Here is a 25845-nt window from a genome sequence, read left to right on the forward strand (position 1 = left end):
GCGCTATTTTGCCTCGTACCAGTTGTTTCCTGTGTGCATATCGATCTCGAGTTTGACAGCCAGATGTGCTGCCCCGGTCATCTCCTCTTCCAGGATCTGTTCTGCCTTTTCGAGCTCGTCTTCCGGCACTTCCAGCAGCAGCTCATCGTGTACCTGAAGAAGAAGTCTGGTCTTTAACTGCTCCTCTTTCAGCCGTTTCGCCACGCGGATCATCGCTATTTTAATAATATCCGCCGCCGTTCCCTGGATCGGCGCATTCATCGCAACGCGCTCGCCGAATGACCGCTGCATAAAGTTGCTCGATTTCAGCTCCGGCATCGGCCGTCTGCGTCCGAACATCGTCACGGAATAGCCTTTCTCTTTGGCATCCTCTACGCAGCGGTTCAAAAACTCATGGATACCCGGATACGTCTCGAAATACTGCTGGATATAGGCCTCTGCCTCTTTCCGGCTGATGCCGAGATCCTGGCCCAGACCGAACGAACTGATGCCGTATACGATACCGAAGTTGACCGCCTTCGCATTTCTTCTCTGCAGCGGTGTTACCTCTTCAAGCGGCACATGGAACACTTTCGATGCCGTCATGCGGTGGATATCCTCCGCCTCGCGGTACGCCTCGATCAGGTTTTCATCGCCCGACATATGGGCCAGCACGCGGAGCTCAATCTGGGAATAGTCGGCATCCAGAAAGACACAGCCAGGCTTTGGCACGAAGGCTTTCCGGATCAGACGGCCAAGCTCCATCCGCACCGGAATGTTCTGCAGATTCGGATCGGTACTGCTGATGCGGCCGGTCGCGGTAATGGTCTGGTTAAATGTCGAATGGATTCTTCCATCTTTCCCGATCACGGCCTGCAGACCGTCGGCGTACGTCGATTTCAGTTTGGCAAGCTGGCGGTACTCCAGAATATCGGCAACGAGTTTGTGATCCGGTGCGAGCTTTTCGAGCACATCGGCGGCGGTGGAATAACCCGTCTTGGTCTTTTTGCCGCCCGGAAGCTGCAGCTTTTCAAACAGAATCACGCCGAGCTGCTTCGGGGAATTGATGTTGAACTCCTCGCCGGCCTCCTCGTAGATCTGTGCCTCCAGCTCTCCGATCCGCTCCGCCAGCTCAGCTCCGTAAACGGAAAGTGCTTCTTTTTCTGCGGCGATTCCATCCGCTTCCATCTGACGGAGCGTAAACACCAGCGGAATCTCCACATTCCGGTACAGATCCCACATGCCCTGCTCCTTCAGCAGCTTTTCCATGTTTTCCTGTGCGGCAAATACAGCATACGCCTGATGACCTGCATACGACTCCTGCTGTTCCGGCGTCATCTTTCCTGCGGCCGGAATCTTGCTTCCGCCGAAGATCTCTTCCACTGCCGGCACATAGCGGTGTACGTACTCTTTTACGATATCATCGTACGAATACTGTGATTTCAATGGATTTAATAAATACGCGGCAATTCCGGCATCAAACAGATGGGCTTCATCGGCGTCCGGCATATCCTTCAGAAATTCTTTTCCGTCCATGACGCAGAAAACCGGAATCTGCTTCTGCAGCTCAGTCAATTTTTCTTTTAAATAATCTCCGGTCAGGAAACCTTCTGCTGGGAAGTAAACAACATCCGGCTCTCCGCTTCCATACGCAACTGCCATACCGACAAGTGAACGGCTCCGATCTGCCATCGGTCCGTCCTTCGGGGTTTCTTCTGTCAGAAGAGCGGCTCCTGCCTTCTCCTCCTTCGCGATGGTTTCAAAGAGTTCTTCCGCCTCGGAAAAATCCGTTACGGTGCGTAGAAAGACGGCATCCTCTGGTTCTGCATTCGTCTCCTCGAAGCGGCCCAGCAGGTTCTTAAACTCCAGACGTTTGAACATCTCATACGCTTTTGGTGTATAAAAATTCGAGAGTGCCGCTTTTTCACGGTCGAGCTCCACCGGCGCATCGGTATCAATCGTTGCAAGTTTTTTGCTTAATTCCGCCAGATCATAATGATCACGCATCGCTTCTTTTGCCTTGTTCGGTTTGATCTCCTCGAAATGTGCATGCGCATTTTCCAGTGTCTCGTACTGCAGCAGGATTTTCGTCGCGGTTTTCTCGCCGACACCCGGCAGACCCGGGATATTGTCTGCGGTATCGCCCATCAGCGCTTTCAGATCGATGATCTGTTTCGGGAGAAGACTGTATTTTTCCAGCACCTCTGCCGTGTGGTAATTTTCAATCGTCGTCACACGCTTTACGGTCTTTGGAATCCGGATCAGAATGTGGTCCGTTGCAAGCTGCAGCAGGTCGCGGTCTCCGGATACGATCGTAACTTCCATCCCTTCCGCCTCGCATTTGCGGCCGAGCGTTCCTAAGATATCATCCGCCTCATAGCCCTCTTTTGTGACAATCTCAATGTCCATTGCTGCGAGCACTTTCTGGATCACCGGGACCTGTTCGCGCAATTCCTGCGGCATCGGCTTTCTCGTTCCCTTGTACTGGTCATACATTTTGTGGCGGAATGTCGGTGCATGGAGGTCAAACGCCACGGCAAGATACTGCGGCTGCTCCTCATCGAGAATTTTAAACAGAATATTCAGGAATCCATATACGGCGTTCGTGTGCAGTCCTTCTGCATTGGACAGATCCGGTACGCCGTAAAAAGCCCGGTTCAGAATACTGTGTCCGTCCAGTAATACGATTTTATCACTCATAATAATCCTTTCAGCCAGGGTAATTCTATCACTTCAAAATAGTGCAGAGCCAGGAGCACCAGAAACAGAACGAGAATCAGCATCAGCACCCGGAAAAACGTATCTTTGTACCGGCGGTGTCTCGCTTCTTCCTCTTTTTTCTCCAGATCGCGTTCCAGAAGTCCTGTCAGATTGTAGGAATCGGGCGCGTCATCCTCGAAATATGCCATCGCACGGTTCACAATAAAATATGTCTCCAGTTCCTCGTGGCATGTATGGCATTTCCGGATATGGGAAATAAACGGTTCCATCTCTTTCTCCGGCATATTTCCCTGCACGTATGGCTGTATTAATTTTTCTGCTTCTTTACAGTCCATAAAATCCTGCTCTCCTTTTGTATCCGGCCAGTGTTTTCCTCTGGTCGTTTTTTCTGCTATCTACCATCATACACTATTTTCTCATAATTTAAAAGAGACAACCCGCCGAAAATGGGTTGTCTCTTGTTCTCTTATAAGATAACTGTTTTCTAGTGGATTTCCATTATGCACGGACAATGTTCGGGGTCTCTTTTCCTGCCTCGAAATCCAGTGCATTCTGCAGTGTGGTCTCTGCAATCGCACGCAGTGCTTCCTCGGTGAAGAATCCCTGATGTGAAGTGATCATAACGTTCGGGAAGGACAGGAGACGTGCTGTGGTGGAGTGCTCCAGAATCTCATCGGAACGGTTCTCGAATACGTTCGGGGTTTCCTCCTCGTATACGTCAAGGCCGACGCCGAAGAATTTTCTTGCACGGATTCCCTCGATCAGGTCGTCTGTCTTTACCAGACCTCCGCGGGACGTATTGACCAGGATCACGCCGTCTTTCATCTTTTTGATGCTCTCGCGGTTGATCATGTGGTATGTGCTGTCCATCAGCGGGCAGTGCAGGGAGATCAGATCACTCTGTGCCAGCAGTTCATCAAGAGTTACGTACGTAACAAAATCTTTTAAGGATTCATTCTGGTATACATCGTAAGCAATGACTTTCATGCCGAAACCGCGGCAGATTCTTGCCATAGCCGCACCGATTTTTCCGGTTCCGACGATCCCGGCGGTCTTCTGATAGAAGTTAAATCCCATCAGTCCGCCCAGGCTGAAGTCGTTTTCTCTTACTTTCGTATATGCTTTGTGCATGTGGCGGTTGACCGTCATGGCCAGTGTCATCGCATGCTCAGCTACAGCCTCCGGGGAGTAACCCGGTACACGGCGTACATCAATTCCGTATTTTGCAGCTGTCTTTAAATCTACGTTGTTGAAGCCTGCGCAGCGCATCAGGATCAGCTTGACGCCTGCCTCATGCAGTGCTTCTACGGTTTTTGTTCCGACATCGGAGTTTACGAAGGCGCACACGGCATCGTAGCCCTTTGCCAGGGAAGCGGTTCTTGCAGCAAGGCCGGTTTTTAAATATTCCACTTCAATTTCTGGAAACTGCTCTTTGGTTCGGTCGAAAGATTCTCTGTCGTAGTTCTGGGTATCGTAAAATAAAATTTTCATAATGTTTTTCCTCCTCGCTTTGCGGTCATCTTATTGTTCCCGCTTACAGTCATTACTATACTTCATTGTTAAAACTTTGTCAATGTATTATTTGTTAAAATTTTATCAATTAGTAAATTTATTTTCAACATCTTTCACAACAGTACAAATTTACTGGATCACCTCGTCCAGGAACCGGGACGGCTCGACTTTCTTTTCAAACCGTTCCTCCACGTAACAGAGCGTCAGCTCTTTCCGGGCGCGCGTCATTCCGACGTAGAACATCCGCCGCTCCTCCTCGATCGCCTCCGCAAGGACTGCTTTCTGATACGGCATTACACCCTCGTTGACGTCAAGAAGATAGACCTTGTCGTACTCGAGTCCCTTGACGCTGTGCAGGGTGGAAACCATAACTCCTTCCGCACTCTCTGCGCGCTGCTTCTGTTTTTCCTTCATCTTCTGCTGGTATTCCTCAATATGTGCAAACCAGCCCTCGATGCTTTTCTGGGTCTTTGCCGCCTCCTGCAGCTCGTCCAAAACGGAAATCAGATCATCCTCTTTCAGATGGCGGTATGCAGCATATTCCTTCACATACTGTTCATAGCCGATCGCATAGCGGATGTAATTGACCGCGCCGAACGGCGATAAATGCGTCAGTGTCGTGATATCCTGCTCCAGTTTGCGGATCCGCTGGCACATCCAGTCTTTTTCTTCGTAATATTCCAGAAGTGCATCGAACGAAACAGTCGCCTCCTCAAAGGCATCCCGCGACAGATAACGGTTCGGGCGGTTAGCAATCTTTAAAAACTCGCCGCGCTTCCGGCTTCCCATCGCAAGATTCAGATACGTCAGCAGATCTTTCGCAATCCAGTGGTCATAGAGATCCGGCAGGGCATCCCGCATCTGGAACGGGATCTGTGCTTCCATCAGTTCCTCTACTGCTGTCCGGCAGCCAAGATTCGTGCGGAACAAAAGCGCCATCTCTTCATACGGACAGCCGTTTTTCTCCGCCTCCCGCAGCTCCTCGGCAACGGCACGCATCTCCTCGCGCGGGTTCTTATATCCCCGGATTGCAATCGGAGCGCCTTTCTCGTTGTCGGTGGAAATCGCCTTTTCATACCGCTTTTTGTTGTGGTGGATCAGGCATTGGGACCGCTTCACGATAAATTCCGTACTACGGTAATTTTTATCGAGCACTACCTGCGCCGCGCCCGGGTAATCTTTCGGAAAATTCAGCATGATCTCCGGCTTGGCCCCGCGGAACTGATAAATCGACTGATCGTCATCCCCGACAATAAAGAGGTTATTTTCCGGCAGCGCCAGCATCCGCACAATCTCATACTGCACGGGGCTGATGTCCTGAAACTCGTCAATCAGGATATACTGAAATTTCTGCTGCCAGGCGCGGAGGACCTCCGGCCGCTCCAGAAAGAGACGTTTGCACTGCACCATCAGATCGTCGAAATCGAGTTTTTTGTTCTCCTTCCGCCATTTCTCATACGCCTCATAGATTTCCCGGAACTTTTCCTGCGGCATGCAGGCGGAATAGTAATGTTCCAGCGGGATCTGATTATTCTTCACAGTGCTGATCTCACGCGCCAGATTCTCCTCGAGATCTTCTTCCTCCAGGTCTCTCGCATAGTGGTTGACCAGCTCGCGCATCAGCCGCTTTTTCTCTTCCTCGCTTAAAATATTGTTGCCGGACATGCGGTACGTATGGCGCAGAATCGCGTAGAATACCCCGTGGAACGTTCCAAAGGTGACCTGGGTACTCGTCTTTCCCATCGCCTTCAAATACCGCTCCTTCATCTCTTTTGCCGCCGCACGCGTAAATGTTACGACAAGAATACGAGAGGCGGAAATGCCGCTCGTTACAAGCTGGCAGGTCCGCCCCGTAATCACTGCGGTTTTCCCCGACCCCGGTCCGGCAAGGACCATCATGGGGCCGGTGGTATGCATCACCGCTTTTTTCTGTGAATTATTATATATCATTTGGATAATTTCTCAATCGCTTTGTCGATGCGGGCAAGAGACTCCTCTTTTCCCAGAACCTCAAGGATTTCCGTTGCGCCGGCCGGTGTCATCTGTTTTCCGGAAAGAGCGGTACGGATCGGCCACATAATATAACCGGTCTTGTATCCTTTTTCTTTTCCGAATGCGCTGAGCATCTCAAAGAGAGCATCATTGCTGAAATCTTCCTGCGCTGCCAGCAGCGGTTTTACTTCCTGAAGAAGTGCAAGGGAGGTCTCCTCGTTTGTCTTCATCTTTTTGTGAGTGTACATCGAAGCGTCGTACTCCGGAACTCCCTCGAAGAAGTCGATGAGGTCTGCAATATCCGGGAATACTTCGATTCTTGTTTTTACCATGGCTGCAATTTTCTTAAAATCGAGCGGACGGTGGACTGTCTTCTGGATATACGGAAGCGCCATCTCATAGAACTTCTCGTCGTCCATTGCCTTCATGTACTCGCCGTTCATCCAGCGGAGTTTTGTCATATCGAAAACGGCCGGAGATTTGCTGATGTGGTGGTAATCGAAGATTTTTACCAGCTCCTCGAGAGAATAGATCTCGCGGTTTCCTTCCGGGCTCCATCCAAGAAGGGCTACGAAGTTGACAATGGCATCTTTTAAGAAACCCTGATCGATCAGGTCTTCATAAGAAGAATGGCCGCAGCGTTTGGACAGCTTCTGATGCTCCTCGTTGGTGATCAGCGGACAGTGTACGTAAACCGGAACTTCCCAGCCGAATGCCTCGTAAATACGGTTGTATTTCGGGGATGAGGACAGATACTCATTACCGCGGACAACGTGGGTTACACCCATCAGATGGTCGTCGATGACGTTTGCGAAGTTGTAGGTCGGATATCCGTCGGATTTGATCAGGATCAGGTCTTCCAGCTCCTCGTTGTTTACGGTGATGTCTCCGTAGATCTCATCGTGGAAGGTTGTGGTTCCTTCGGTCGGCATATTGAAACGGATGACGTACGGTTTGCCGGCTGCCAGATTGGCCTCTACTTCCTCTTTGGAAAGACCAAGGCAGTGTTTGTCGTAGATCGAGATTTCTTTTCCGCCTACGTTACGCTTGCACTGGCTCAGGCGCTCTGCGTCACAGAAGCAGTAATAAGCGTCACCCTGCTCTACCAGCTGTTTTGCGTATTTCAGGTACAGACCTGCTGCATTACGCTCGCTCTGTACGTACGGGCCGCAGCCGCCGTCTTTGTCCGGTCCCTCGTCGTGTACCAGGCCGGTCTCTTTTAAGGTACGGTAGATGATATCAAGTGCGCCTTCCTGGAAACGCTCCTGGTCGGTATCCTCGATACGGAGCATAAAGGTTCCGTCATCGTGTTTTGCGATCAGATACGCATACAGGGCAGTACGCAGATTTCCTACATGCATCCGGCCTGTCGGGCTCGGTGCAAATCTTGTTTTTACATTGCTCATTTTTCTTTTCTCCTGATTTCTGGTTTTTCTGGAACAATCCTTTTGTCTGTTCCCTTCCACCATTTATTTAGAATGGAAAACAGCCCGGCGTTTCTTCCGAGCTGCACCATCCTTCCACTTTTGCCAGCGGCAATGCTCTTTTTCAGACCTCTACGCCGTGCTGTTTCAAATATTCCATAAAGTCGCCGACGGTAGAAAGGTCTGTCAGTTCGTCGGTGTCGATTTCAATTCCGTACTCGTCTTCTAATGCCATAACCATCTCGTAGAGATCCAGGGAATCTGCACCCAGGTCATCTTTAAAAGAGGTATCTTCGTTGATGCTGTCTGCATCACAGTTGAGCTGTTCTACTAAAATTTCTTTTATCTTTTCTAACATTGTTCTGCTCCTTCCTGCCTCTACCCGGCAGCCAGTATTTCTTTCGAAAAAAGTGTATCTGTTATTCCGGCATTTGTCAATAGATTTTTCTACTTTTACTGTTCTTCCGCCTGTGCCTCTCCTTCTCCGCTCTTTCCATCCTGGAACACAATAAAGCGGGAGACGCACAGGGCAATGCCGATTTCCGTCAGGATAAAGAGCACCGATGTTCCTCCGTAACTGATAAATGGAAGGGTAATTCCCGTTGCCGGCATCAGTTTCAGAACAACGCACAGGTTCAGAATAACCTGAATGGAAATATGTGCAAAAACGCCGCTCACCATCAGCATTCCATACGCGTCCGGCGCATTCTGTGCAACCACAAACAGACGGTACAGCAGGTAGCCAAACAGCAGCAATACAAGAATCGCGCCAAATATTCCAAGCTCCTCGCAGATGATCGAGAAGATCATATCGTTCTGTGCTTCCGGAATTGTTGTAATCTTCTGCGTACTGTTGCCAAGTCCTTTTCCGAGAAATCCACCGGAGCCAATCGCATAAAGTCCCTGCAGAATCTGATAGCTGCCTCCGGAAAGCCATTCATAGATACGGTTCGACCGGAAGTCACCGCCTATTCTTTCAAAGATCTGCAGATTATTTTTTAAAATGATAATCGCAAAAACGCCAATTACCGCCGCGCCCGGAATCACACGCGCATAAAATTTTACCTCCGGGTCCGCCAGAAACAAAATGACGCAGGCGATGAGTCCCAGAATAATGGCGGTACTCAGGTTGTCCGTCAGAATCCACGCAGCCAGCGCCTGCAGCACGCCAAGTCCGAGGACAATCGCTTTTGCGCGGATGGTACGCATATTTTTTCCCATCTTCAGGATAATGTATGGCAAATACAGAATCAGCCCCAGCTTTCCAATCTCCGCAGGCTGAAGACTGACACTGCCGATCCGGAGCCATCTTCTCGCCCCGTAGGCTTCATAACCAAGCGGCGTAAACCTTACCGCTGCCATCAGAAGGAGACTTCCCCAGTATACCAGTGCTGCAATCCGCTGGAACCATACACTATGATAATCTACAAACTTCGACAATATCACAATCCCCACCAGAACAATAGCAGAAAGCCCCGCCTGATGCGTGAAATAATACATATCATTTCCTTTGAATGTACTGGCCGCCTCGTAGGCGCTCGCGCTGTACAGCATAATCAGTCCGAAGCTGGCCAGCAAAATCGTGCAGGCCAGCAGGTTATAATCATAAAAATCCGAAGGAAGTTTTTTCTTCCTCTTTTTCTTCTTTTCTTTCTTCTGGGATGGCATGTTTACTTTCTCTGCCATGAAGTTTCCACCTCCATTGTTTTACTCCATTTATTTCAGTGCATAGCCAAGCAGGCTGACAAAGCCCGGATTTCGGTCGGTCGTTCCGAGGATAACCTTACGCACCAGCTCCGGATCGTCCGTGATAATGTTGTCCACGCCGCAATTGACCATCCGCTGCATATCTCCCTGATAATTCAGCGTCCAGGCACAGACTTCTTTACCAAGACTGTGTGCATGCTCTACAAAGCTTTCTGTGATGTACGTATATTTTACAGAAAAGAAGTCCGCCGCGTCCATATCCTCCAGGCCTCCGTACGACATTTTCATCGTATACCCGGTCTTGATATCCGGATTGATTTTCTTTGCCTGCCTGAGGAAATTGTAGTTCATGGAAGTCAGCACACACTGATCCACAAAGTCATTGTCCTCGATGATTTTCACCACTTTTTTGACAATATTCTGGTTGTGGCCGTTGTATTTTACTTCGATATTCAGGTTGATTTTTCCTTTCGCGTACGCGATGACTTCTTCCAGCTTCGGAATCTGCTCGCCGCGGAATTTTTTGTTGAATCGTACACCGGCATCGAGCTGGCTGATTTCATCGTAGGTCAGGGTCCAGATGCTGGCATTCAGACCGGTTGTCCGCTTCAGATTTGTGTCGTGCATAAGGACAATCTCACCATCACTCGTCTCCTGTACATCGATCTCCGCGTAATCCGACATGCTGTCCACTGCATATTTGATCGCGCTCATCGTATTTTCCGGTGCTTTTCTGGCTCCGCCCCGGTGCGCTGACACCGAAATATACTGGGAGGAAGCCGTTGCCTCTGCACGTGTTGCGCGCATGGCATATACAAGATAAACCGTTTCTCCCGCCAGCATGGCGATCGTGAGAACCACCGCCGTTACCGGACCGCAGAAGGTGCGTACCAGCTTCGAGCTCGGCTTTTTCGTTGTCCGGCTCTTCTGGTAGCCCTTTCGGGAGGAACGGATAAAAATCAGATACAGATACGTAATGCTTCCGACAAGGCCGAACGCTCCGCCGATCAGGCTCATCGTCGATTTGACCCAGTCACCGTAGACGATGACGGTACTGACAACGGTAGACGGCGTTTTCACCAGCTTTGCATAGGCAACGACAGCCGTTCCGAAAATCAGATACAGAACCCACGTAATCAGAAAAATCATCACCTGGAAAAAGACGTTGATGCCAAGCTCACGCAGCACGCGTTTTTCCAGTGTCTGGCGCACCCGCAGATGGGTATTTTTCTCTTTTTCCGTCATCATGCACCGGAACGGGATGGTGTAGGAAAACACAAACGAGAACGCGACAAGCAGAATCGTCAGCACCACCGGGATCCAGTATGCCGGGAAGGCATTGAAAATCTTCGTCAGGGAAACCTGAAGCAGTTTCATACTGCGGATGGCGCTGTAGCTGCTGTGCAGCCAAAGGTACGGGAAGCTCGCTGCCATGTAGAAAAACCAGGTCCACGGGCGGGCACGCACAAACTGTGCAGCTCCTCTTCCGCCGGCAAGCATCATGACAGGAACGGAAATCCGTTTTCGTTTCCAGGAGGCCTCCAGAGCCGCCATGACAGCATAGATTTCAAACAGCATACAGAAAAAGAAAACAAGCAGAATTCCAAAAATCAACAGAAGGGTCAGCGGATGCAGCATGATCTTGTTGAAGTTTTCCGATGTCATATAACTCGTTCCCAGCTGTTTTAAGGAAAAGTTGATCGCCGCATTGGCGAGTCTTGAAACCAGCTGGCTGGAAAACAGGCGGTAGACCGTCTCAAATATCACGATGCTAAGCAGGTTTTTCTGCAAAAGTTTCCATGCCATATTCAGATAAATTCGTATCATTCCTGCATTTTTTACTGCCTTTTTTCTCATCTGCTGTTGTTCTCTCCTGTCAGCCGCAATTCCCCCCGATGAATCTGTATGCAAAAATTACCTTTATTTTTTCTCTTTTGTATTTTACATTTGACACTTCGAGTCTTTTTTGAAGCTCTTTTTCTTTCTGTTCATTTTAAACTATCTTCCAGTATAACACAAAACCGGGTCTTTGAGTATTCTTTTTTCTATTTCTGGTTGCACCACTTCTGCAGTTTTTTTACCATGGCGGATGGGCTGCTTACTGATTTTTCCATCCTGCTGTCCGCATCCGGTGCCTGCCGCAAAGCAACACCGAAAAAATACAGCACGAACGCAACGACGATGAGTTCGGGCTTTACATAATTCATTGCTTCCATGGAACATCCTTTCTGACTGTTCTGTTTTTGAAAGTCTTTTTTCTATATTATGATGGGATAATGATTTACGACTGGATAAGATTTTCTTACTGTAAACCCAAAAAATCCCACCTGTTTTTCAGATGGGATTTTCCAGTGATGTGCTGTTCTTTGATTTTTAATTTACTATCTTGTGCAGCAATTCCCCTGACCTGCCCCTGGCTGCGGTGCCGCACAGAAAGTCTTTGCATCAAACGACGGATTAAACGCATAAAAGTTCTTCGAATTCAATTCATCCTGTACAGAACGCAGTGCTTCACCAAAACGCTGGAAATGCACAACTTCACGCGCCCGCAGGAAACGAATCGGATCTGCAACTTCAGGATCTTTTACCAAACGAAGGATGTTATCATACGTTGACCGGGCTTTCTGCTCCGCAGCGAGGTCTTCGAACAAATCTGTCAAAGGATCACCTTTCGACTGGAACTCACAAGAATTAAACGGAACTCCGCCAGCCGCCTGCGGCCAGATGCCAGTTGTGTGGTCTACATAGTAATTGGCAAAACCAGAGTTCTGAATTTCTTCCAGAGAAAGATTGCAGGTGAGCTGATGAACGATCGTTGAAACCATCTCAAGGTGTGCGAGTTCTTCTGTCCCAACATCATTCAACACCCCCGCTACAATTCGGTTCGGTGCTGTGAAACGCTGAGAGAGATACCGCATGGATGCGCCCATCTCTCCATCCGGTCCACCGTACTGACTCATGATAATTTGGGCGATTTTGGGGTTTGGTGTCGTGATGTTTACAGGATACTCGAGGCGTTTTTCATAATTCCACATCCGTCAGCACCCTCCTTTCCGGTTGACTTCCCACGGCCATGGCTGCATAACCCATTCGAAAGAACGGCTCATGCGGTCGTTGGCGGTATCGATCGTGAGCGGGCCGTACTGTTCGGCGTACTGTTTCAGTGCTTCTTTTCGAAGCTCCACTTTTTCCCGGAAAAAGGCAAGTGCATCTTCATCCTCCGGGTGGGTGTCGAGGTAAAGGTTCATTTCAACAACAGCAAAGCTGACCTGATCAATCCAGGCGAGCATCTTTTCGCGGGATGGCATCTGCGGCATCATAGGCACTGTCCTCCTCCCTTTCCACAGAATGGTTTACAGAGTTCCGGGAATAAGGTTCCATTTTTTAATGCAGCGGAAAGATCATAGATCTGTTCAAACCGCTGCATCGGAACGTACGCCATTGCAGGTATCATATGATCTACATGCTGCATTTTCCGCGGGAAATTCCTTGGTTCCATCTTCAGTTCCATATTGTTTGAAGCGGCGCGGCGGTTCTGCATATTGTTCGCACCGCAGCAGCCGCGATTCATACGGGATGAATCCATACCATGTTCCTCTTTCATTTTCTGTTCTTTATAGAGTATGAAGAAAATAAGAAAGTGTCAAAAAAGGCAGCGGTTTCTCTTCCGCTGCCTTTCTGTCATACTAATGAACTTTTCATCAAAACTGCATCTCATACAAATGCGCATAAATCCCGCCCTTCGCGAGCAGTTCCTTATGTGTGCCTTCCTCCGCAATTCCATTCTCCGTCAGCACCAGAATCCGCTTTGCATTCCGGATTGTGGACAGCCGGTGCGCAATCACGAAGGTTGTCCTGTCTTTCGCCAGAAGTTCCAAAGATTTCTGGACGACTTTTTCGCTTTCGTTGTCGAGCGCTGAGGTTGCCTCGTCGAAAATCAGGATCGGCGGGTTTTTGAGGAATACGCGGGCGATGGAAAGCCGTTGTTTCTGGCCACCGGAAAGTTTTACGCCGCGCTGGCCGATATCGGTGTCGTAGCCGTCCGCCAGCTCCATGATAAATTCATGTGCATTGGCCGCTTTCGCTGCGCGGATGACCTCCTCGTCGGTCGCATCCGGTCTGCCATAGCGGATGTTGTCGATGATCGTTCCTGCAAACAGATATACATCCTGCTGCACAATACCGATCTCATCGCGCAGATCCTTTAACTTCACATCGCGGATGTCCTTTCCATCCAGCAGAATTCGTCCTTCCGTCACATCGTAAAAACGCGGAATCAGCGAGCAAAGCGTCGTCTTTCCGGCGCCGGAGCTGCCGACCAGTGCCACATAGTCGCCGGCCGGGACATGCAGATTCACATTGCTTAACACGTTTTCCTTCGACTCCTCATAGTGAAACGAAACGTTTTCAAAGGTTACTTCTCCCTGCACATTCTTCAGTGGCAGTGCATCCGGCTTGTCCTGGATGTCCGGTGCGATGCTCATAATTTCCAGGAAACGTTCGTAACCGGAATAACCATTCTGGAACTGCTCCGTAAAGTTCACCAGCTTTTTCACCGGATCTGTACAGTTGTTGATGTACAGAAGAAAGGTAACCAGATCCGCCGCCCCAAGCTTCCCACCTGTCATCAGCAATGCGCCGACAATCAGCGAAATAACGGTAATCAGCGTCGAAAAGGCTCCCATTCCCGAATTGTAAATTCCCATATAGCGGTAGCTGACCTTCTTCGAATCGACAAAACGGTCATTTCCCGCATTGAACTTTCGCATCTCCTCTGTCTCATTTCCAAACGATTTGACAACACGGATCCCCGAAAGGCTGTCCTCGATCTGACTGTTGATATCCGCAATTCTGCGGCGGTTTTCCTTGAATGCACTCTTCATGCGGCTGTTCATCACTAACGCAAACAGCAGCATCACCACAATAACCACAAGCGGCACACATGCCAGCATCGGATTTACCACAAACAGAATAATCATCGCGCCGATCAGTTTGATAAACGAAATGACAATATTCTCCGGCCCATGATGTAAAAGCTCACTGATATCGAACAGATCGCTTGTGATGCGTGACAACAGATGGCCGACCTTCTGGTTATCGAAAAAAGCAAACGAAAGCTTCTGATAATGGCCGAAGATCTCGTTCCGCATATCATGCTCAATCCGCGCCCCCATCACATGGCCGTAATAGGCAATATAAAAGTTACAGTACATTTCAACCAGAACCATAGCAATCATCAGAATACCTAGGCGGATAATCTCACCCGTTGCCTGCTCCAGCGGCTTTTCCACAACCGTACTCGTAATATACCGTACAATCAGTGGAATCACCAGTGTAATGGCTGCTCCAAGCATTGCAAAAAACATGTCGGTAAAAAACAATCCCTTATATGGAATGTAATACCGCGCCAGCTGGCGGATTCTTCCCTTCTCTTTTCCGGTTTCTTTTTCTTTACTCATCCTGTCCTCCCTTTCCGTTGGAAACCATTTTGTAATCTTTTCGGAACTCAGACGGTGATACGCCGCATGCCGTTTTAAATGATTTCATGAAATGCTTATCATTTTCAAATCCAACCTGTTTGGCAATTTCCGTAATTTTATCTTCTGTTTGAATCAACAGACGCTTTGCCTCCGCAATGCGGATCTCCTTCAGATAGTTCACAAAATTCACACCGGTATGTTCTTTAAACGCTGCTGAAAACAGCGAATAATTCATACAAATATGGTTAGATACCATCGCCATATTCAGATCTTTTGCATAATTTTCCCGAATATATGAAATTGCCTCTTCCATTTTTTCTTTTCCGGCTGTCTGACTTTTCAGGCTTTCCCTGTAAACGTGTATCCATTCTTCAAACGCATCCAGAAACAGATCTGCATCACGGTACTGCAGAGGACGCGGACATTTTTCCTGTTTTTCCGGCATGCGGTAAAAAAGATCCAGTTCTTTGCAGATTGCTTCCGTCACTGTCAGAAGCTGATAGGGGGAGACCCTCTGATGCGCCGCCTCAAAATACCAGTTCCGCATTTTTCGCAGCACAGTATCTGCCCGGTCCGTTGGCACCTGCAGAATAAATTTTTCCTGAAACTGTGCCAGCTCCGGCTTTTCCTCAAAACATTTTTTCTGATATTCTTCCACAGGATTTTTCTGTATAAATGCCATTTCCCGGGCCAGCAGTGCTTCCTGGTATGCCTCTGGAATTTCCATCACAGAACGATGTTCTTTTCCCACTCCGAGACAAAATCTCTCATCTTTTTCTTTCATGATCCGCTCTGCCTCCGGTTCCGGCAGAAGATACAGAACTCCTCCTTCTACGCCTTCCAGCAGAATTCCGCTGCATTTCGAAAACCGTTCCCCATTTGCCTTGCTGGTCAGCAGGATCCGGAAGCTGTCGTTTCCGATGTGGCGCCGGATCCTGCTTTCCATATCCATCCATTCTTTTTCTTCGGCCATTTCTGCATTCATCATCAGATAACGGAGCTGATTTAAAAAGCACCGTTCTTCCTCTTCTTCCGTTTCCCGGGTCTCCGAAAGCTCTCGTTCCAGATTTTCCAGAAGCTGTTCTATCGTCTCCCGCTTGATCGGTTTTAAAATATAGTCCCGAACTCCATGTTTCATCATTTCAACCGCATAGGAAAATTCATCATAGCCGCTTAAAACAATAACAACAGGTTTCTGTGACAGCTCCTCCATTTTGTTGACCAGTGTCAGACCGTCCATTTTGGGCATACGGATATCAGTGAACATGACGTCCACCCTCTGTTTTCCCAAAATCTCCAATGCCTCTTCTCCGTTTCGACACTCCAGAATCTCCTCCACCGGCACGCTGCTTCGCCGGATCATCGCCACGATTCCCTGTCGAATCAATTTTTCATCTTCTACAACCAGCAGTGTATTCATTTTCTTTTTCTTCCTCTTTCTCGTCACCCTCTTGATCCATCGGAGAATATTTCCCCCTCGTGATGGGAAGATGAATGCTCACCTTCGTATAGCAATGCTCTTTTGTATAAACTGACAGTCCATACTCTGTTCCAAATTGAATGTGGATTCTGTCCTGTACATTCCGAAGCCCGATTCCATGTTTCGGCTGTGTATCTGAATTCAGGCGCATTCTTAGTTTACGTCTCAGAATTGCAAGCTGCTTTTCTGACATGCCTATTCCGGAATCTGTGATTTCAATCTCAAAGCTCTTTTCATGCTCTATTCCTTTGATTTCAATGACGGCGTCTGCATCCAGCTCCTCAATTCCATGTGTGATTGCATTTTCCACAATCGGCTGAAGAGACATCTTGGGGATATCCTGCCGATACAAATTTTCCGGTATCTGAACAGATAATGTAATTGTGAAATCATACCGCAGATTCATCAGTTCCACATAGTTCTGAATATAATTCATCTCATCCTGAACGGTTACCAGAAATTTATTCCAGCGCATATTGTAGTGCAGCATTTCACCAAGTGCTGTTACCGCATCGGAAATCGTATACTCTTCATCAATCTCAGCCATCATCTTAATGGATTCCAGAACATTATAAATAAAATGAGCGTTAATCTGGTTCTGCATTGCCCGGATTGCCGTATCTTTCAGCGCTGCCTCCCTTTTGATGCTTTCCTCGTTCTGTTTCTGAATTCTCTCCAGCATTCCGTTGATACCATAGCTCATTTCCCGCATCTCTTCTGCGCTGTAACAAACCTTTATCTTTGTTGTTCCATTGTCAATCTGACGCATCTCACACAGGACGTCATAAAACTCCTTCAGCAGGCCACGCACAATCAGATTGACCACCACAATCAGAAGCAGCCCGAAGCCGGCAAATTCAAGCAGCATTCTCTGCTGCTGTTTGATCATGTTTCCGGTTGCATCATCCAAATTGGTCAGTGTTACAAACATTCCATTGAGTTTATCGACTTTCCGAAGCACAATTGCAACGTTTTTCCGGTCAATCACCGCGCTCTGCTGACTCTCTTTTCTGTCACGGATTCCTGCCCGGAACAGAATCAGCCCCCGATAGGACTGCCATTTGCAGGCTGCCGCTGTTTTTCCGCAGTCATATAAATTCCAATTTTCATCAACAAAGCAGGCCCAGCTGCTGTCACCGGATCGATAAATTTCGGGAAATATGTCTGCCATACGCATGGATACCTCGATCACGCCAAGCCTTCCTCCGCTTTGATCCCGCAGTTCCCGTACATAAGTCATCAAATGGGAACCTTCTTTTTTTGTACCGGAGATAATATTTTTTTCCTGTATGTCAAAAAACCACTGTCCACCGCCCTGATAGCTTCGGTACCAGGCGCAGTTTTTCATCTTTTCCTTCTGGTACAGGATCGGCTGCTGCTCCAGAAAACCATCTGCCATGGCAAAAATATGGATCTGGTACAGATCTGGCATTGCCTCCTGCATTTTATCGATTATGCTGATGCTGTTGTTCCGAAATTGCTGATAATAGCTCTCCGAGATCTCCTCTCCCCTCCTGAGATGAAGAAGATATTTTTCCAACGGTTCATACTCCTGCAGCGTATCTACAACCATTGAGCAGGCATTCGCTTTTGCATTCACCTCCGCACAGGTAAGATCTATTGCCGTTACTGCTTCATTTACCCCATGATCTATGGCATTCTTTTTGATACTCCTAAACCCAAAGCACATCATGCCAAAAAGCGGAATAAAAATAAAGATCAACGTTGTTACGGTAAATTTTTGGTTCAGTTTCAGTCCGCGAAACCAGTTTCGCATTTTTCATCCCCCAGTTTTCTTTTCGGTTCTGTAACCTTACTAATTTTACCAGTTTTTTCTTTAAAAAGCAATTTTTTCAGAAAAATTATTGACAAAAAGAGAAGACGGTACACTTTTTTTTCGTGCACCGTCTCTCTTTTCGCAAGACTCATATATGACGCAAAGCATGATTCCAAGGAAACAGCTTTCGTACCATTGTTATACTGTTGTCAGATCCCACGGTTCATAAATCTTTGGAACATCGCTGATCAGACGTTTGGTATACGCTGCTGTCGGGTGAAGAATTACTTCTTCTGCCGGTCCCGATTCCACAAATTTTCCATGCTCCATAATATAAACATTATCGGATACATAGTAAGCAAGACCAATATCGTGGGTGATGAAGATAATCGTCATATTAATCTCATCACGCAGCTTCAGCAGCATATCCAGGATCGTTGCACGTGAGCAGGCATCAATCATAGACGTCGGCTCATCGGCAAGCAGAATCTTTGGTTTCAGAAGGAAAATACGTGCAATCATCAGTCGCTGCATCTGGCCTCCTGACAGCTCAAATGGATATTTGTTTGTCAGTTCTGCGTATTTTAAGTTTACAAAGCTGCAGGCCTCTGTCATCAGACGTTCTTTTTCTTCTTTCGGCAGATTCTTGTCACCGCGCATATTAATGCAATCCAGCAGAACAGAATCTACACGTTTAAACATATTGTAGGAAGCAAACGGATCCTGGAAAATCGCCTGAATTCCCTTCCAGTACTCTTTTTTCTTCTTTCCGTTCGAGATGTCTCTTGGTTTACCCTGGAAATCAATTTCACCTTCCGTTACGCTGATCAGCCCGAGCAACATCTTCGAAAGGGTTGTTTTTCCGGATCCGGATTCTCCTACGATAGAAACAAATTCACCTTCATGAAAATCGAAATCAACATGGTCTACAGCGACCGTTTTTGCATCGCCAAAGCCAAACACTTTCGTTACGCCTCTTCCGGAGAGGCATGGTTTTAATTCTTTACCATCACGCATTTGCATACACCTCCCGAACCTTTCTCTCAGACATCAGGCAGCGGTACTCTCTTCCGTTCGGCAGTTCGATGACCTCTGGTTTCATACCGCGGCAGGTTGGCTGTGCATAAGGACAGCGGTCTGCGAAACGGCAGCCCTCCGGCGGATGCTTCAGGTTTGGCGGAGTTCCCGGAATTGCAGTCAGCTTCTGTTCTCTTACACCTTCCTCCGGAACGATGATCGATCCCATCAGACCTTTGGAATATGGATGCAGCGGATCGAATACCATTTCTTTTGCGGTACCTTTTTCTACAATCTGTCCAGCATACATAACCATAATATCATCGGTTACGTTGTAAAGAAGCGGCAGCTCGTGTGTGATGAAGATCATGGATTTGATAAATCCTTTTTCCATCAGATCACGCATCATTTTAATAACCATTTTCTGGGAAGTTACATCCAGCGCGGACGATGGCTCATCGGCGATCAGTACCTTCGGAGAAAGAATGGTCGAAATTGCGATAACGGTTCTCTGTTTCATACCTCCGGAAAGCTCAACCGCATGCTTCTGCAGTACCTCCTCCGGCAGGCCTAAGATCTGAAAACGTTCTTTTGCCAGATCATAAATATCCTTTCTCGGCATTTTCGGATCATGCGCATGAATAACGTCTTCTACAAATCGGATGATTTTCTGTGTCGGGTTCAGGGCATTCATTGCTGCCTGCGGAATGTAGGCGATCTCATTGCCCAGAATATTTTTCCGGACATCGTCTGGTTTCATTCCGGAAATTTTTCTTCCATCTACGATAATATCGCCGCTGATGTAGTGAAGCGGTGCGAAATAATAGCCCATCAGGGACAGTGCCAGCGTCGATTTACCACAGCCGGACTCACCTGCTACACCGAGGGATTTTCCCTCCTCAATCTTCAGGGAGACTCCGTCTACGGCGTATACATCTTCATGAAAACGAGTTACATATTTCGTTTTCAGATTGTTTACTTCCAGCATTACTTTTCCCATAGCTGCCTCCTTAGTCTCTTAACTGCGGGTTGAATACCTGGTCAAGACCGGTGTTCATCAGGTTAAGAGAGAATGAAATAAGTGCGATTACAAGAATGACCGGGAAATATGCCCACCATGCACCGTTTAAGTGTGCATTGTACTGGGTTGCCCATTGCATCATAAGACCAAGTGTTGCAGTCTTTGTGGTTGCCGGTCCAAGTCCGATCATAGAAAGCTGTGCCTCTGCCAGAATTCCGGAGGAAATCTGGAGAATGAAGGCCATAACAACGTAGGATGCAACGTACGGAAGGATGTCGGTAAGGACAATCCGCAGCATGCTGTGGCCGGACAGTTTGGAAAGGTTTACATGGTCACGGTTTCGAAGAGAAATAACCTGGGAACGTACAGAACGTGTTGTCCACGGCCATGCGGTAATTCCGATCAGGAGTGCCACCATCATGATTCCCCTCTGAGACTCACCTACGCTGTAGGAGATGAGGATCAGGAGAACGAAGGATGGGATAACGGTGAACAAGTTGGTAAAGAACAGAATCAGGTTGTCCACAAAACCTCCAAGGTAACCTGCAAGAAGTCCGAGGAACAGTCCGATCACAGTTGCAATGATTCCCGCAACCAGACCAATTTTCAGGGATGAACCTGTTGCAGAGATCAGCTCAGTCAAAACATCACGACCAAAGTTATCTGTACCAAGAACAAAGTTCTGACGGTTAATGACATCTTTTTCATTGATGTACTGCTTGCTGTCGATGCTCTGAACCTCTTCCAGCTCACCGGTCTCTTCATTTTTCTCGGCAATAATGGTTGGAACATCCTCTAAAATACCGTCGATTTCGTTGTCAAGACGCTGATATTTTTTCTTTTTTGCTGCGATAAGGCCTTTCTGTTCTGCATTTGGGTCATATTTTTCCTCCCAGAGAGCAATCAGACCTTCTGCATCGGTAACATCGATTTCACTGGCATCTACACCGCCGTATTTTTCCAGCCATTCTGCCATCATAGAACGGTTGTCCATTGTCAGTTTGCTTTCAACGATGGATGCGGTTGCATCAACATTCATCTTATACGTTTTGCCGGAATTTACGGTGTCCTGAATCGAAAGATAGGTACCCGGTTTGAAAAAGTTTCCGTTTCCGATCATTGCCAGCGGATCTTTTGCCACAACAAGCGGATAGATGATAATAGTCAGGAGAATTGCCAAGAAGATTACAAATCCTGTCACGAATTTTCCTGAATGAAAAATCTGTTTGATTGTATTTTTCATAGCGTATTCTCCTTTCTAATCCTGCTGGGATGCTTTGACACGTGGGTCAATGACTGCATACAGAAGTTCAACAAGCAGGTTGGCCAGCAGAACCATGATAGTAATGATTAACGTACAGGCAGAAAGCAGCGGATAATCCTGGCCGGTAACTGCTGAGAGCATCGTTGTTCCAAGTCCCGGATAACTGAATACCATCTCAGCTACCAGGTTACCGCCTATCATGGTACCAAGGGACATTGCAAGACCGGTGATCTGCGGAAGCATTGCGTTACGGAACACATATTTCACAATCGTATGATCCTTGATTCCAAGGAAACGACTGTATTTTACATAGTCGGCATTCAATTCATAAATTGACATTGAACGCATACCAATAGCCTGGCCGCCGATCGTGATGATTACGATAGACCAGAACGGCAACTGGTAATGTGAAAGCACAGATTTCATAAAAGCAAGGCTCATATGCGGAATCATACTGCTCGCATAGCCGCCTGCTGCAGGTGCAATATGTAATTTCAGTGAGAAAACAAATAAAAGTACGGTTGCCATACCAAAGGCAGGTACGTTACTGATAAACAGGAATGCCGGAAGGATTGCCTTGTCGAAAACACCTTTCATGTAAGCTGCAATTGCACCAAGCAGGTTACCAAGAATCCATCCAACAATAATGGCCGGAAGCTGTAAACATATGGTCCACAGAACCGAACTGGAAATAATATCGGATACGGTACGCGGATACTGGCTGAAAGAAATGCCGAAATCACCGCGAAGTGCATTTTTTACCCAGGTAAAAAACTGGACATACATTGGTTTGTTAATACCAAATTTCGCTGCATAGTCTTCATATACTTTCTGAATTGCAGTCGCATCGGTCATACCTTCTACCGATTTGGACGCAATAGTTGAAACCGGATCGCCCGGCATCAGACGCGGAAGAATGAAGTTCAGCAGCACTGCAAAGACTAACGTCAAAAGATACCACATGATCTTCTGCGTATAATACTTTTTCATTCCTTTCATAGAGGAACCCTCCTTCTGATTTTGTAAAAGCGGCCGGAGCACCCCGGCTCCGGCCGCCTCTGTTACAATTCAGTGTGTGCTTTCTTTCTGTTTGGCAAATCAGCCGTCAATCAGTTCCAGATTGTACAGTGCTGCTACGCCATAACCATCGGTGCAGTCCATCGGAGGAACATTGGTTCCATCGTCTTTCTGCGGATAGTTGGTCCATACGGACTCGTTTACTTCGTGGAATACCTGCGGTCTGTACATCAGCGGTACACACGGGCAATCTTCCAGCATAATCTTGGAAAGTTCTGTATAGTAATCTTTCAGTTTTGCATCATCGGTCTCATGAGGAATTGCTGCAAGGATTTCATCTACACGGTCGTTCTGATAATGACCGAAGTTACCACTGAAGTTAACCTCAAGATCGTTGTAATCAGAGCTCATGAAGAAACGGCATCTCATGTACGGGTTGGCAACCGATGTACCAGGGCCGGACTGCATGGTGATTTCGAAGTTTCCGGTACTGTAATCGGTGCTAAAGTTTGCTGCTTCCGGGAAGTAGGTCTCAATGTTGATACCAATATTCTTTCCTGCTGCTGCTACGATTTCAAGGGTTGCATTCCAGTCAGACCATCCTGTCGGGCACTCAGCCTTATAGGAAAGGTTCTTTCCGTTGTACTCACGGATTCCGTCTCCGTCGGTGTCTACGATTCCGGCATCGTCCAGAAGCTTCTTAGCACCTTCTACATCGGCATTGGACCACTGATACTCTTTTAAGGCATCCTGATCCACCATAGCCTGCTCAGCATCGGTCGGGTTCATGACAGAACGCGGAACATCTGCGAAGGTAGGAGACTGTCCGGACATTGCTGAAGAAATAACCTGATCGTAGTCAACTGCCATAGCGATTGCCTTACGAACAGCTACCTGATCCAGTCCTTCTACTTCTGTATTAAAGAACAGGGTAGGCATTGTCATACACAGCTGATACGGTGCTTCATCAACATAGGTAGAAATCGGAAGATCCTGCTCTAACCACAATTTCTGAAGGTCTGTGATGAATATCTGTGCCACATCAATATCACCATTCTGGAATGCGGTGGTAGCTGCTGCGTTATCTTTAAAGATCGGGTGAGAAATATATTTCGGAACCGGAAGCTTACCCCACATGGAATCTGCCTGTCCCCAATAATTATCATCGCGGATCAGAACTACGTTCTGGTCATTGTCAAAGTATTTTTTGTACGGTCCGGAAGTTACCAGATCGTCCATCTTATCCATTTTAATTGCTTCAGCATCGTTGTTGTTTCTGTCAGCTACGGTCTTCAGATAGTTTTCCTGCATGATATAAAGCATTGGAAGATATCTTTCCGCAAGAACCGGGTTAACTGCTTCGCCGGAGTCATCGGTTGTCAGTTTGAAGACTACGGTACTGTCATCCTGTGCAACAACATCTGCAATGTAGCTCTTCATTTCAGCGCCGGTAGAAGAATTGTAATCTACATGTGCATGATAGGTAGCTGCTACATCTTTTGCAGTAACCGGTGTGCCGTCATTCCATTTTGCGTCAGCTTTGATCTTAACGGTAATTTCGGTACGGGCATCGTTCCAAACCGGATCTCCGTCTGCAAGCAACGGATACATTTTTGCATCCAGCGGATTCCACATATAAAGAGTTTCATAAACAAGTACACGTGAAGCATCGCCCTGTGCTATAACCATTGCATTGTTTGAGTTTGCGGACATTGGGTTGTAATCGTTGACGGTACCCCACTGCTGTCCTGCGAAGTAAAGAGTTTCATTTCTTGGAAGCTCTCCTACCACATCATCTGAACCTGTGGTATCTTCGCTGGAAGCATCTGCTGTGCTGGAAGATGCTGCTGTGGCATCGCTTGATGCATCTGCTGTTCCGCTGGAGGATGCTGTTGCTCCTCCGGATGAACCGGTGCTTGTACTTCCGCTGTCTCCACATCCAGCAAGCATCGTTCCTGCCATTGTCACTGTCATTAACAGTGCAAGGACTTTCATGTTACGCTTTTTCATACTTTTTACCTCCTTAAGGTTTTCGTTCTTGCTTGATGAGTTCATTATACACAAAGACTGTTAGAAAAACAGTGTCTATTTTTTGTTTTTGGTGTTCTTTTTTTGTTTTGTGTTGGTTGAATTGCTCGTTTTTCCCTTTTTAATCTCCTTTGTTCTGCTCATTTTTCACATATCCATTTTCGCAATATCTGCACTGTTTCGTCATTATGATTATTTGTACCATTTTTCCGTCTTTTCCGACATTTTTCCGTTCGCTTTTTCCATCTGTTTGTGCTATGATGAATATCGTATCAATTTCAGGAGGTTTTTTCTATTATGAATACTGTTTCTCATAAGTACCGACAGTCAGCGCTTCTGCTTCTGACCGCTGCGATCTGGGGTTCTGCCTTTGTCGCACAGCAGACCGGCATGGATTATGTCGGACCTTTTACATTCAACGCGGCACGAAACCTGCTCGGCGGACTTACGCTTCTTCCGCTGATTGTCTTTTTCTCCTCGTGTAAAAAGCGAACCCTACCTCCAGATGCTTCGTCAGAAAATGGCACACAGTCAAAAACGCTCTGGGCGGGCGGTATTCTCTGCGGCATCGCACTGTTTGCCGCCTCAGCTCTGCAACAGATCGGCATTCAGTACACAACCGTCGGAAAGGCCGGTTTTATCACCGCACTTTACATCGTCCTTGTTCCGGTCTGCGGCCTGTTCCTCCGAAAACGAGTACAACCGAAGGTCTGGCTCGCAGTTCTCATTGCCGTTGCCGGTCTCTATCTGCTCTGCATGACAGACGGATCCTTCTCTTTGCAGAAGGGCGATCTTCTTGTGCTTGCCTGTGCTCTCGGATTTACCATACATATTCTAGTTATTGATCATTTTTCTCCGCTTGTCGACGGCATCAAAATGTCCTGCATTCAGTTTTTTACCTGTTCGATCCTGTCAGCTGTCTGTATGGCCCTCTTTGAAACCGTAAACGTTTCCAACCTTCTGCACGCCTGGATACCGATTCTCTATGCCGGAATTCTCTCTTCTGGTGTCGGCTATACCCTGCAGATTATCGGGCAGAAAGGATTAAATCCCACCATGGCTTCTCTGCTGATGAGCCTGGAATCCGTTTTTTCCGTTCTCGCCGGTTGGATTTTCCTTCATCAGGCACTCTCCGGTCGCGAGCTCTCCGGCTGTATTCTGATGTTTGCAGCGATCGTGCTGGTACAGCTTCCGGGCTTTTCCAAAACCAGCGCTGTTTCCTGATGCCATTCCTTTTTCAGTGTAAAAAAGATTCCTGTTTTGCGAGCTTCTTTCTTACGACAGCTTGCTTTGATGACATAATTTCCCTCCGCCGCAGTGTGATCCTGCCCGGAGGGCTTTTTTATGCCTTCCGAAAATTTAACCGAATCTAGTAAGTCCCCTGCTTCCATTTCGAATATCCGCTTGCCCAATATTTTCATAGCAT

Annotated in this window: 21 protein-coding genes; 1 reads left to right on the forward strand and 20 read right to left on the reverse strand. The window is 47.5% G+C overall.

Annotated features, from left to right (window positions below; genetic code table 11):
- Window positions 1-3: 3 nt before the first annotated feature.
- From polA to I2G42_RS12935, 20 genes are all read right to left on the reverse strand, one after another.
- A complete protein-coding gene (gene polA / locus I2G42_RS12840; RefSeq protein ID WP_195531130.1) occupies window positions 4-2679 on the reverse strand; it encodes a DNA polymerase I in 2676 nt (891 codons plus the stop codon).
- Entirely contained in the window at window positions 2676-3035 is a 360-nt protein-coding gene (locus I2G42_RS12845; RefSeq protein ID WP_022462716.1) for a zf-HC2 domain-containing protein, read from the reverse strand. The genes polA and I2G42_RS12845 overlap by 4 nt, the downstream gene beginning before the upstream one ends.
- A 163-nt stretch (window positions 3036-3198) precedes the next feature.
- Window positions 3199-4191 (reverse strand): 2-hydroxyacid dehydrogenase, encoded by a 993-nt coding sequence (locus tag I2G42_RS12850; RefSeq protein WP_055228399.1) that lies wholly within the window; start codon window positions 4189-4191, stop codon window positions 3199-3201.
- A 150-nt stretch (window positions 4192-4341) separates the two neighbouring features.
- On the reverse strand, window positions 4342-6162 hold the full coding sequence (locus tag I2G42_RS12855; RefSeq protein WP_055228400.1) for an ATP-dependent helicase: 1821 nt from the start codon (window positions 6160-6162) through the stop codon (window positions 4342-4344).
- Window positions 6159-7610 (reverse strand): glutamate--tRNA ligase, encoded by a 1452-nt coding sequence (gene gltX, locus I2G42_RS12860; RefSeq protein ID WP_055228401.1) that lies wholly within the window; start codon window positions 7608-7610, stop codon window positions 6159-6161. The genes I2G42_RS12855 and gltX overlap by 4 nt, the downstream gene beginning before the upstream one ends.
- A 142-nt stretch (window positions 7611-7752) precedes the next feature.
- On the reverse strand, window positions 7753-7986 hold the full coding sequence (gene acpP, locus I2G42_RS12865; RefSeq protein ID WP_022462712.1) for an acyl carrier protein: 234 nt from the start codon (window positions 7984-7986) through the stop codon (window positions 7753-7755).
- Between the two features lie 95 nt (window positions 7987-8081).
- The gene (locus I2G42_RS12870; protein ID WP_242856723.1) at window positions 8082-9314 is read right to left on the reverse strand and encodes an FtsW/RodA/SpoVE family cell cycle protein; all 1233 of its coding nucleotides are present in this window, start codon (window positions 9312-9314) and stop codon (window positions 8082-8084) included.
- A 30-nt stretch (window positions 9315-9344) separates the two neighbouring features.
- Complete coding sequence (locus I2G42_RS12875) at window positions 9345-11192, reverse strand: glycerophosphodiester phosphodiesterase (RefSeq protein ID WP_055228402.1); 1848 nt, start codon at window positions 11190-11192, stop codon at window positions 9345-9347.
- Between the two features lie 188 nt (window positions 11193-11380).
- A complete protein-coding gene (locus tag I2G42_RS12880; protein WP_156327612.1) occupies window positions 11381-11551 on the reverse strand; it encodes a hypothetical protein in 171 nt (56 codons plus the stop codon).
- Window positions 11552-11716: 165 nt separating this feature from the next.
- The gene (locus I2G42_RS12885; protein WP_022462707.1) at window positions 11717-12370 is read right to left on the reverse strand and encodes a manganese catalase family protein; all 654 of its coding nucleotides are present in this window, start codon (window positions 12368-12370) and stop codon (window positions 11717-11719) included.
- Window positions 12371-12373: 3 nt separating this feature from the next.
- Window positions 12374-12655, reverse strand: coding sequence for a spore coat protein CotJB (locus I2G42_RS12890; protein WP_070100800.1), 282 nt, complete (start codon window positions 12653-12655; stop codon window positions 12374-12376).
- The gene (locus tag I2G42_RS12895) at window positions 12652-12921 is read right to left on the reverse strand and encodes a spore coat associated protein CotJA (RefSeq protein WP_082424512.1); all 270 of its coding nucleotides are present in this window, start codon (window positions 12919-12921) and stop codon (window positions 12652-12654) included. The genes I2G42_RS12890 and I2G42_RS12895 overlap by 4 nt, the downstream gene beginning before the upstream one ends.
- Window positions 12922-13036: 115 nt before the next feature.
- Window positions 13037-14794, reverse strand: coding sequence for an ABC transporter ATP-binding protein (locus I2G42_RS12900; RefSeq protein WP_173859492.1), 1758 nt, complete (start codon window positions 14792-14794; stop codon window positions 13037-13039).
- The gene (locus I2G42_RS12905) at window positions 14787-16235 is read right to left on the reverse strand and encodes a response regulator (RefSeq protein ID WP_195531131.1); all 1449 of its coding nucleotides are present in this window, start codon (window positions 16233-16235) and stop codon (window positions 14787-14789) included. The genes I2G42_RS12900 and I2G42_RS12905 overlap by 8 nt, the downstream gene beginning before the upstream one ends.
- Window positions 16207-18072, reverse strand: coding sequence for a sensor histidine kinase (locus I2G42_RS12910; RefSeq protein WP_117761785.1), 1866 nt, complete (start codon window positions 18070-18072; stop codon window positions 16207-16209). Before I2G42_RS12910 ends, I2G42_RS12905 begins: the two co-directional genes overlap by 29 nt.
- Before the next feature lie 198 nt (window positions 18073-18270).
- Entirely contained in the window at window positions 18271-19089 is an 819-nt protein-coding gene (locus I2G42_RS12915) for an ABC transporter ATP-binding protein (protein WP_022462701.1), read from the reverse strand.
- Window positions 19082-20089 (reverse strand): ABC transporter ATP-binding protein, encoded by a 1008-nt coding sequence (locus I2G42_RS12920; protein WP_022462700.1) that lies wholly within the window; start codon window positions 20087-20089, stop codon window positions 19082-19084. The genes I2G42_RS12915 and I2G42_RS12920 overlap by 8 nt, the downstream gene beginning before the upstream one ends.
- Window positions 20090-20099: 10 nt before the next feature.
- The gene (locus tag I2G42_RS12925) at window positions 20100-21353 is read right to left on the reverse strand and encodes an ABC transporter permease (protein WP_055228407.1); all 1254 of its coding nucleotides are present in this window, start codon (window positions 21351-21353) and stop codon (window positions 20100-20102) included.
- A gap of 15 nt (window positions 21354-21368) precedes the next feature.
- Window positions 21369-22373 (reverse strand): ABC transporter permease, encoded by a 1005-nt coding sequence (locus I2G42_RS12930; RefSeq protein ID WP_022462698.1) that lies wholly within the window; start codon window positions 22371-22373, stop codon window positions 21369-21371.
- 99 nt (window positions 22374-22472) lie between these two features.
- Entirely contained in the window at window positions 22473-24401 is a 1929-nt protein-coding gene (locus tag I2G42_RS12935; protein ID WP_195531132.1) for an ABC transporter substrate-binding protein, read from the reverse strand.
- A 315-nt stretch (window positions 24402-24716) separates the two neighbouring features.
- Between I2G42_RS12935 and I2G42_RS12940 the strand changes: the two genes are divergently transcribed.
- Window positions 24717-25643: a DMT family transporter gene (locus I2G42_RS12940; protein ID WP_118601347.1), complete on the forward strand. Its 927-nt coding sequence runs from the start codon at window positions 24717-24719 to the stop codon at window positions 25641-25643.
- Window positions 25644-25845 lie beyond the last annotated feature (202 nt).

Origin of the sequence: Fusicatenibacter saccharivorans (assembly GCF_015557635.1) — a bacterium.
Taxonomy (GTDB): Bacteria; Bacillota; Clostridia; order Lachnospirales; family Lachnospiraceae; genus Fusicatenibacter; species Fusicatenibacter saccharivorans.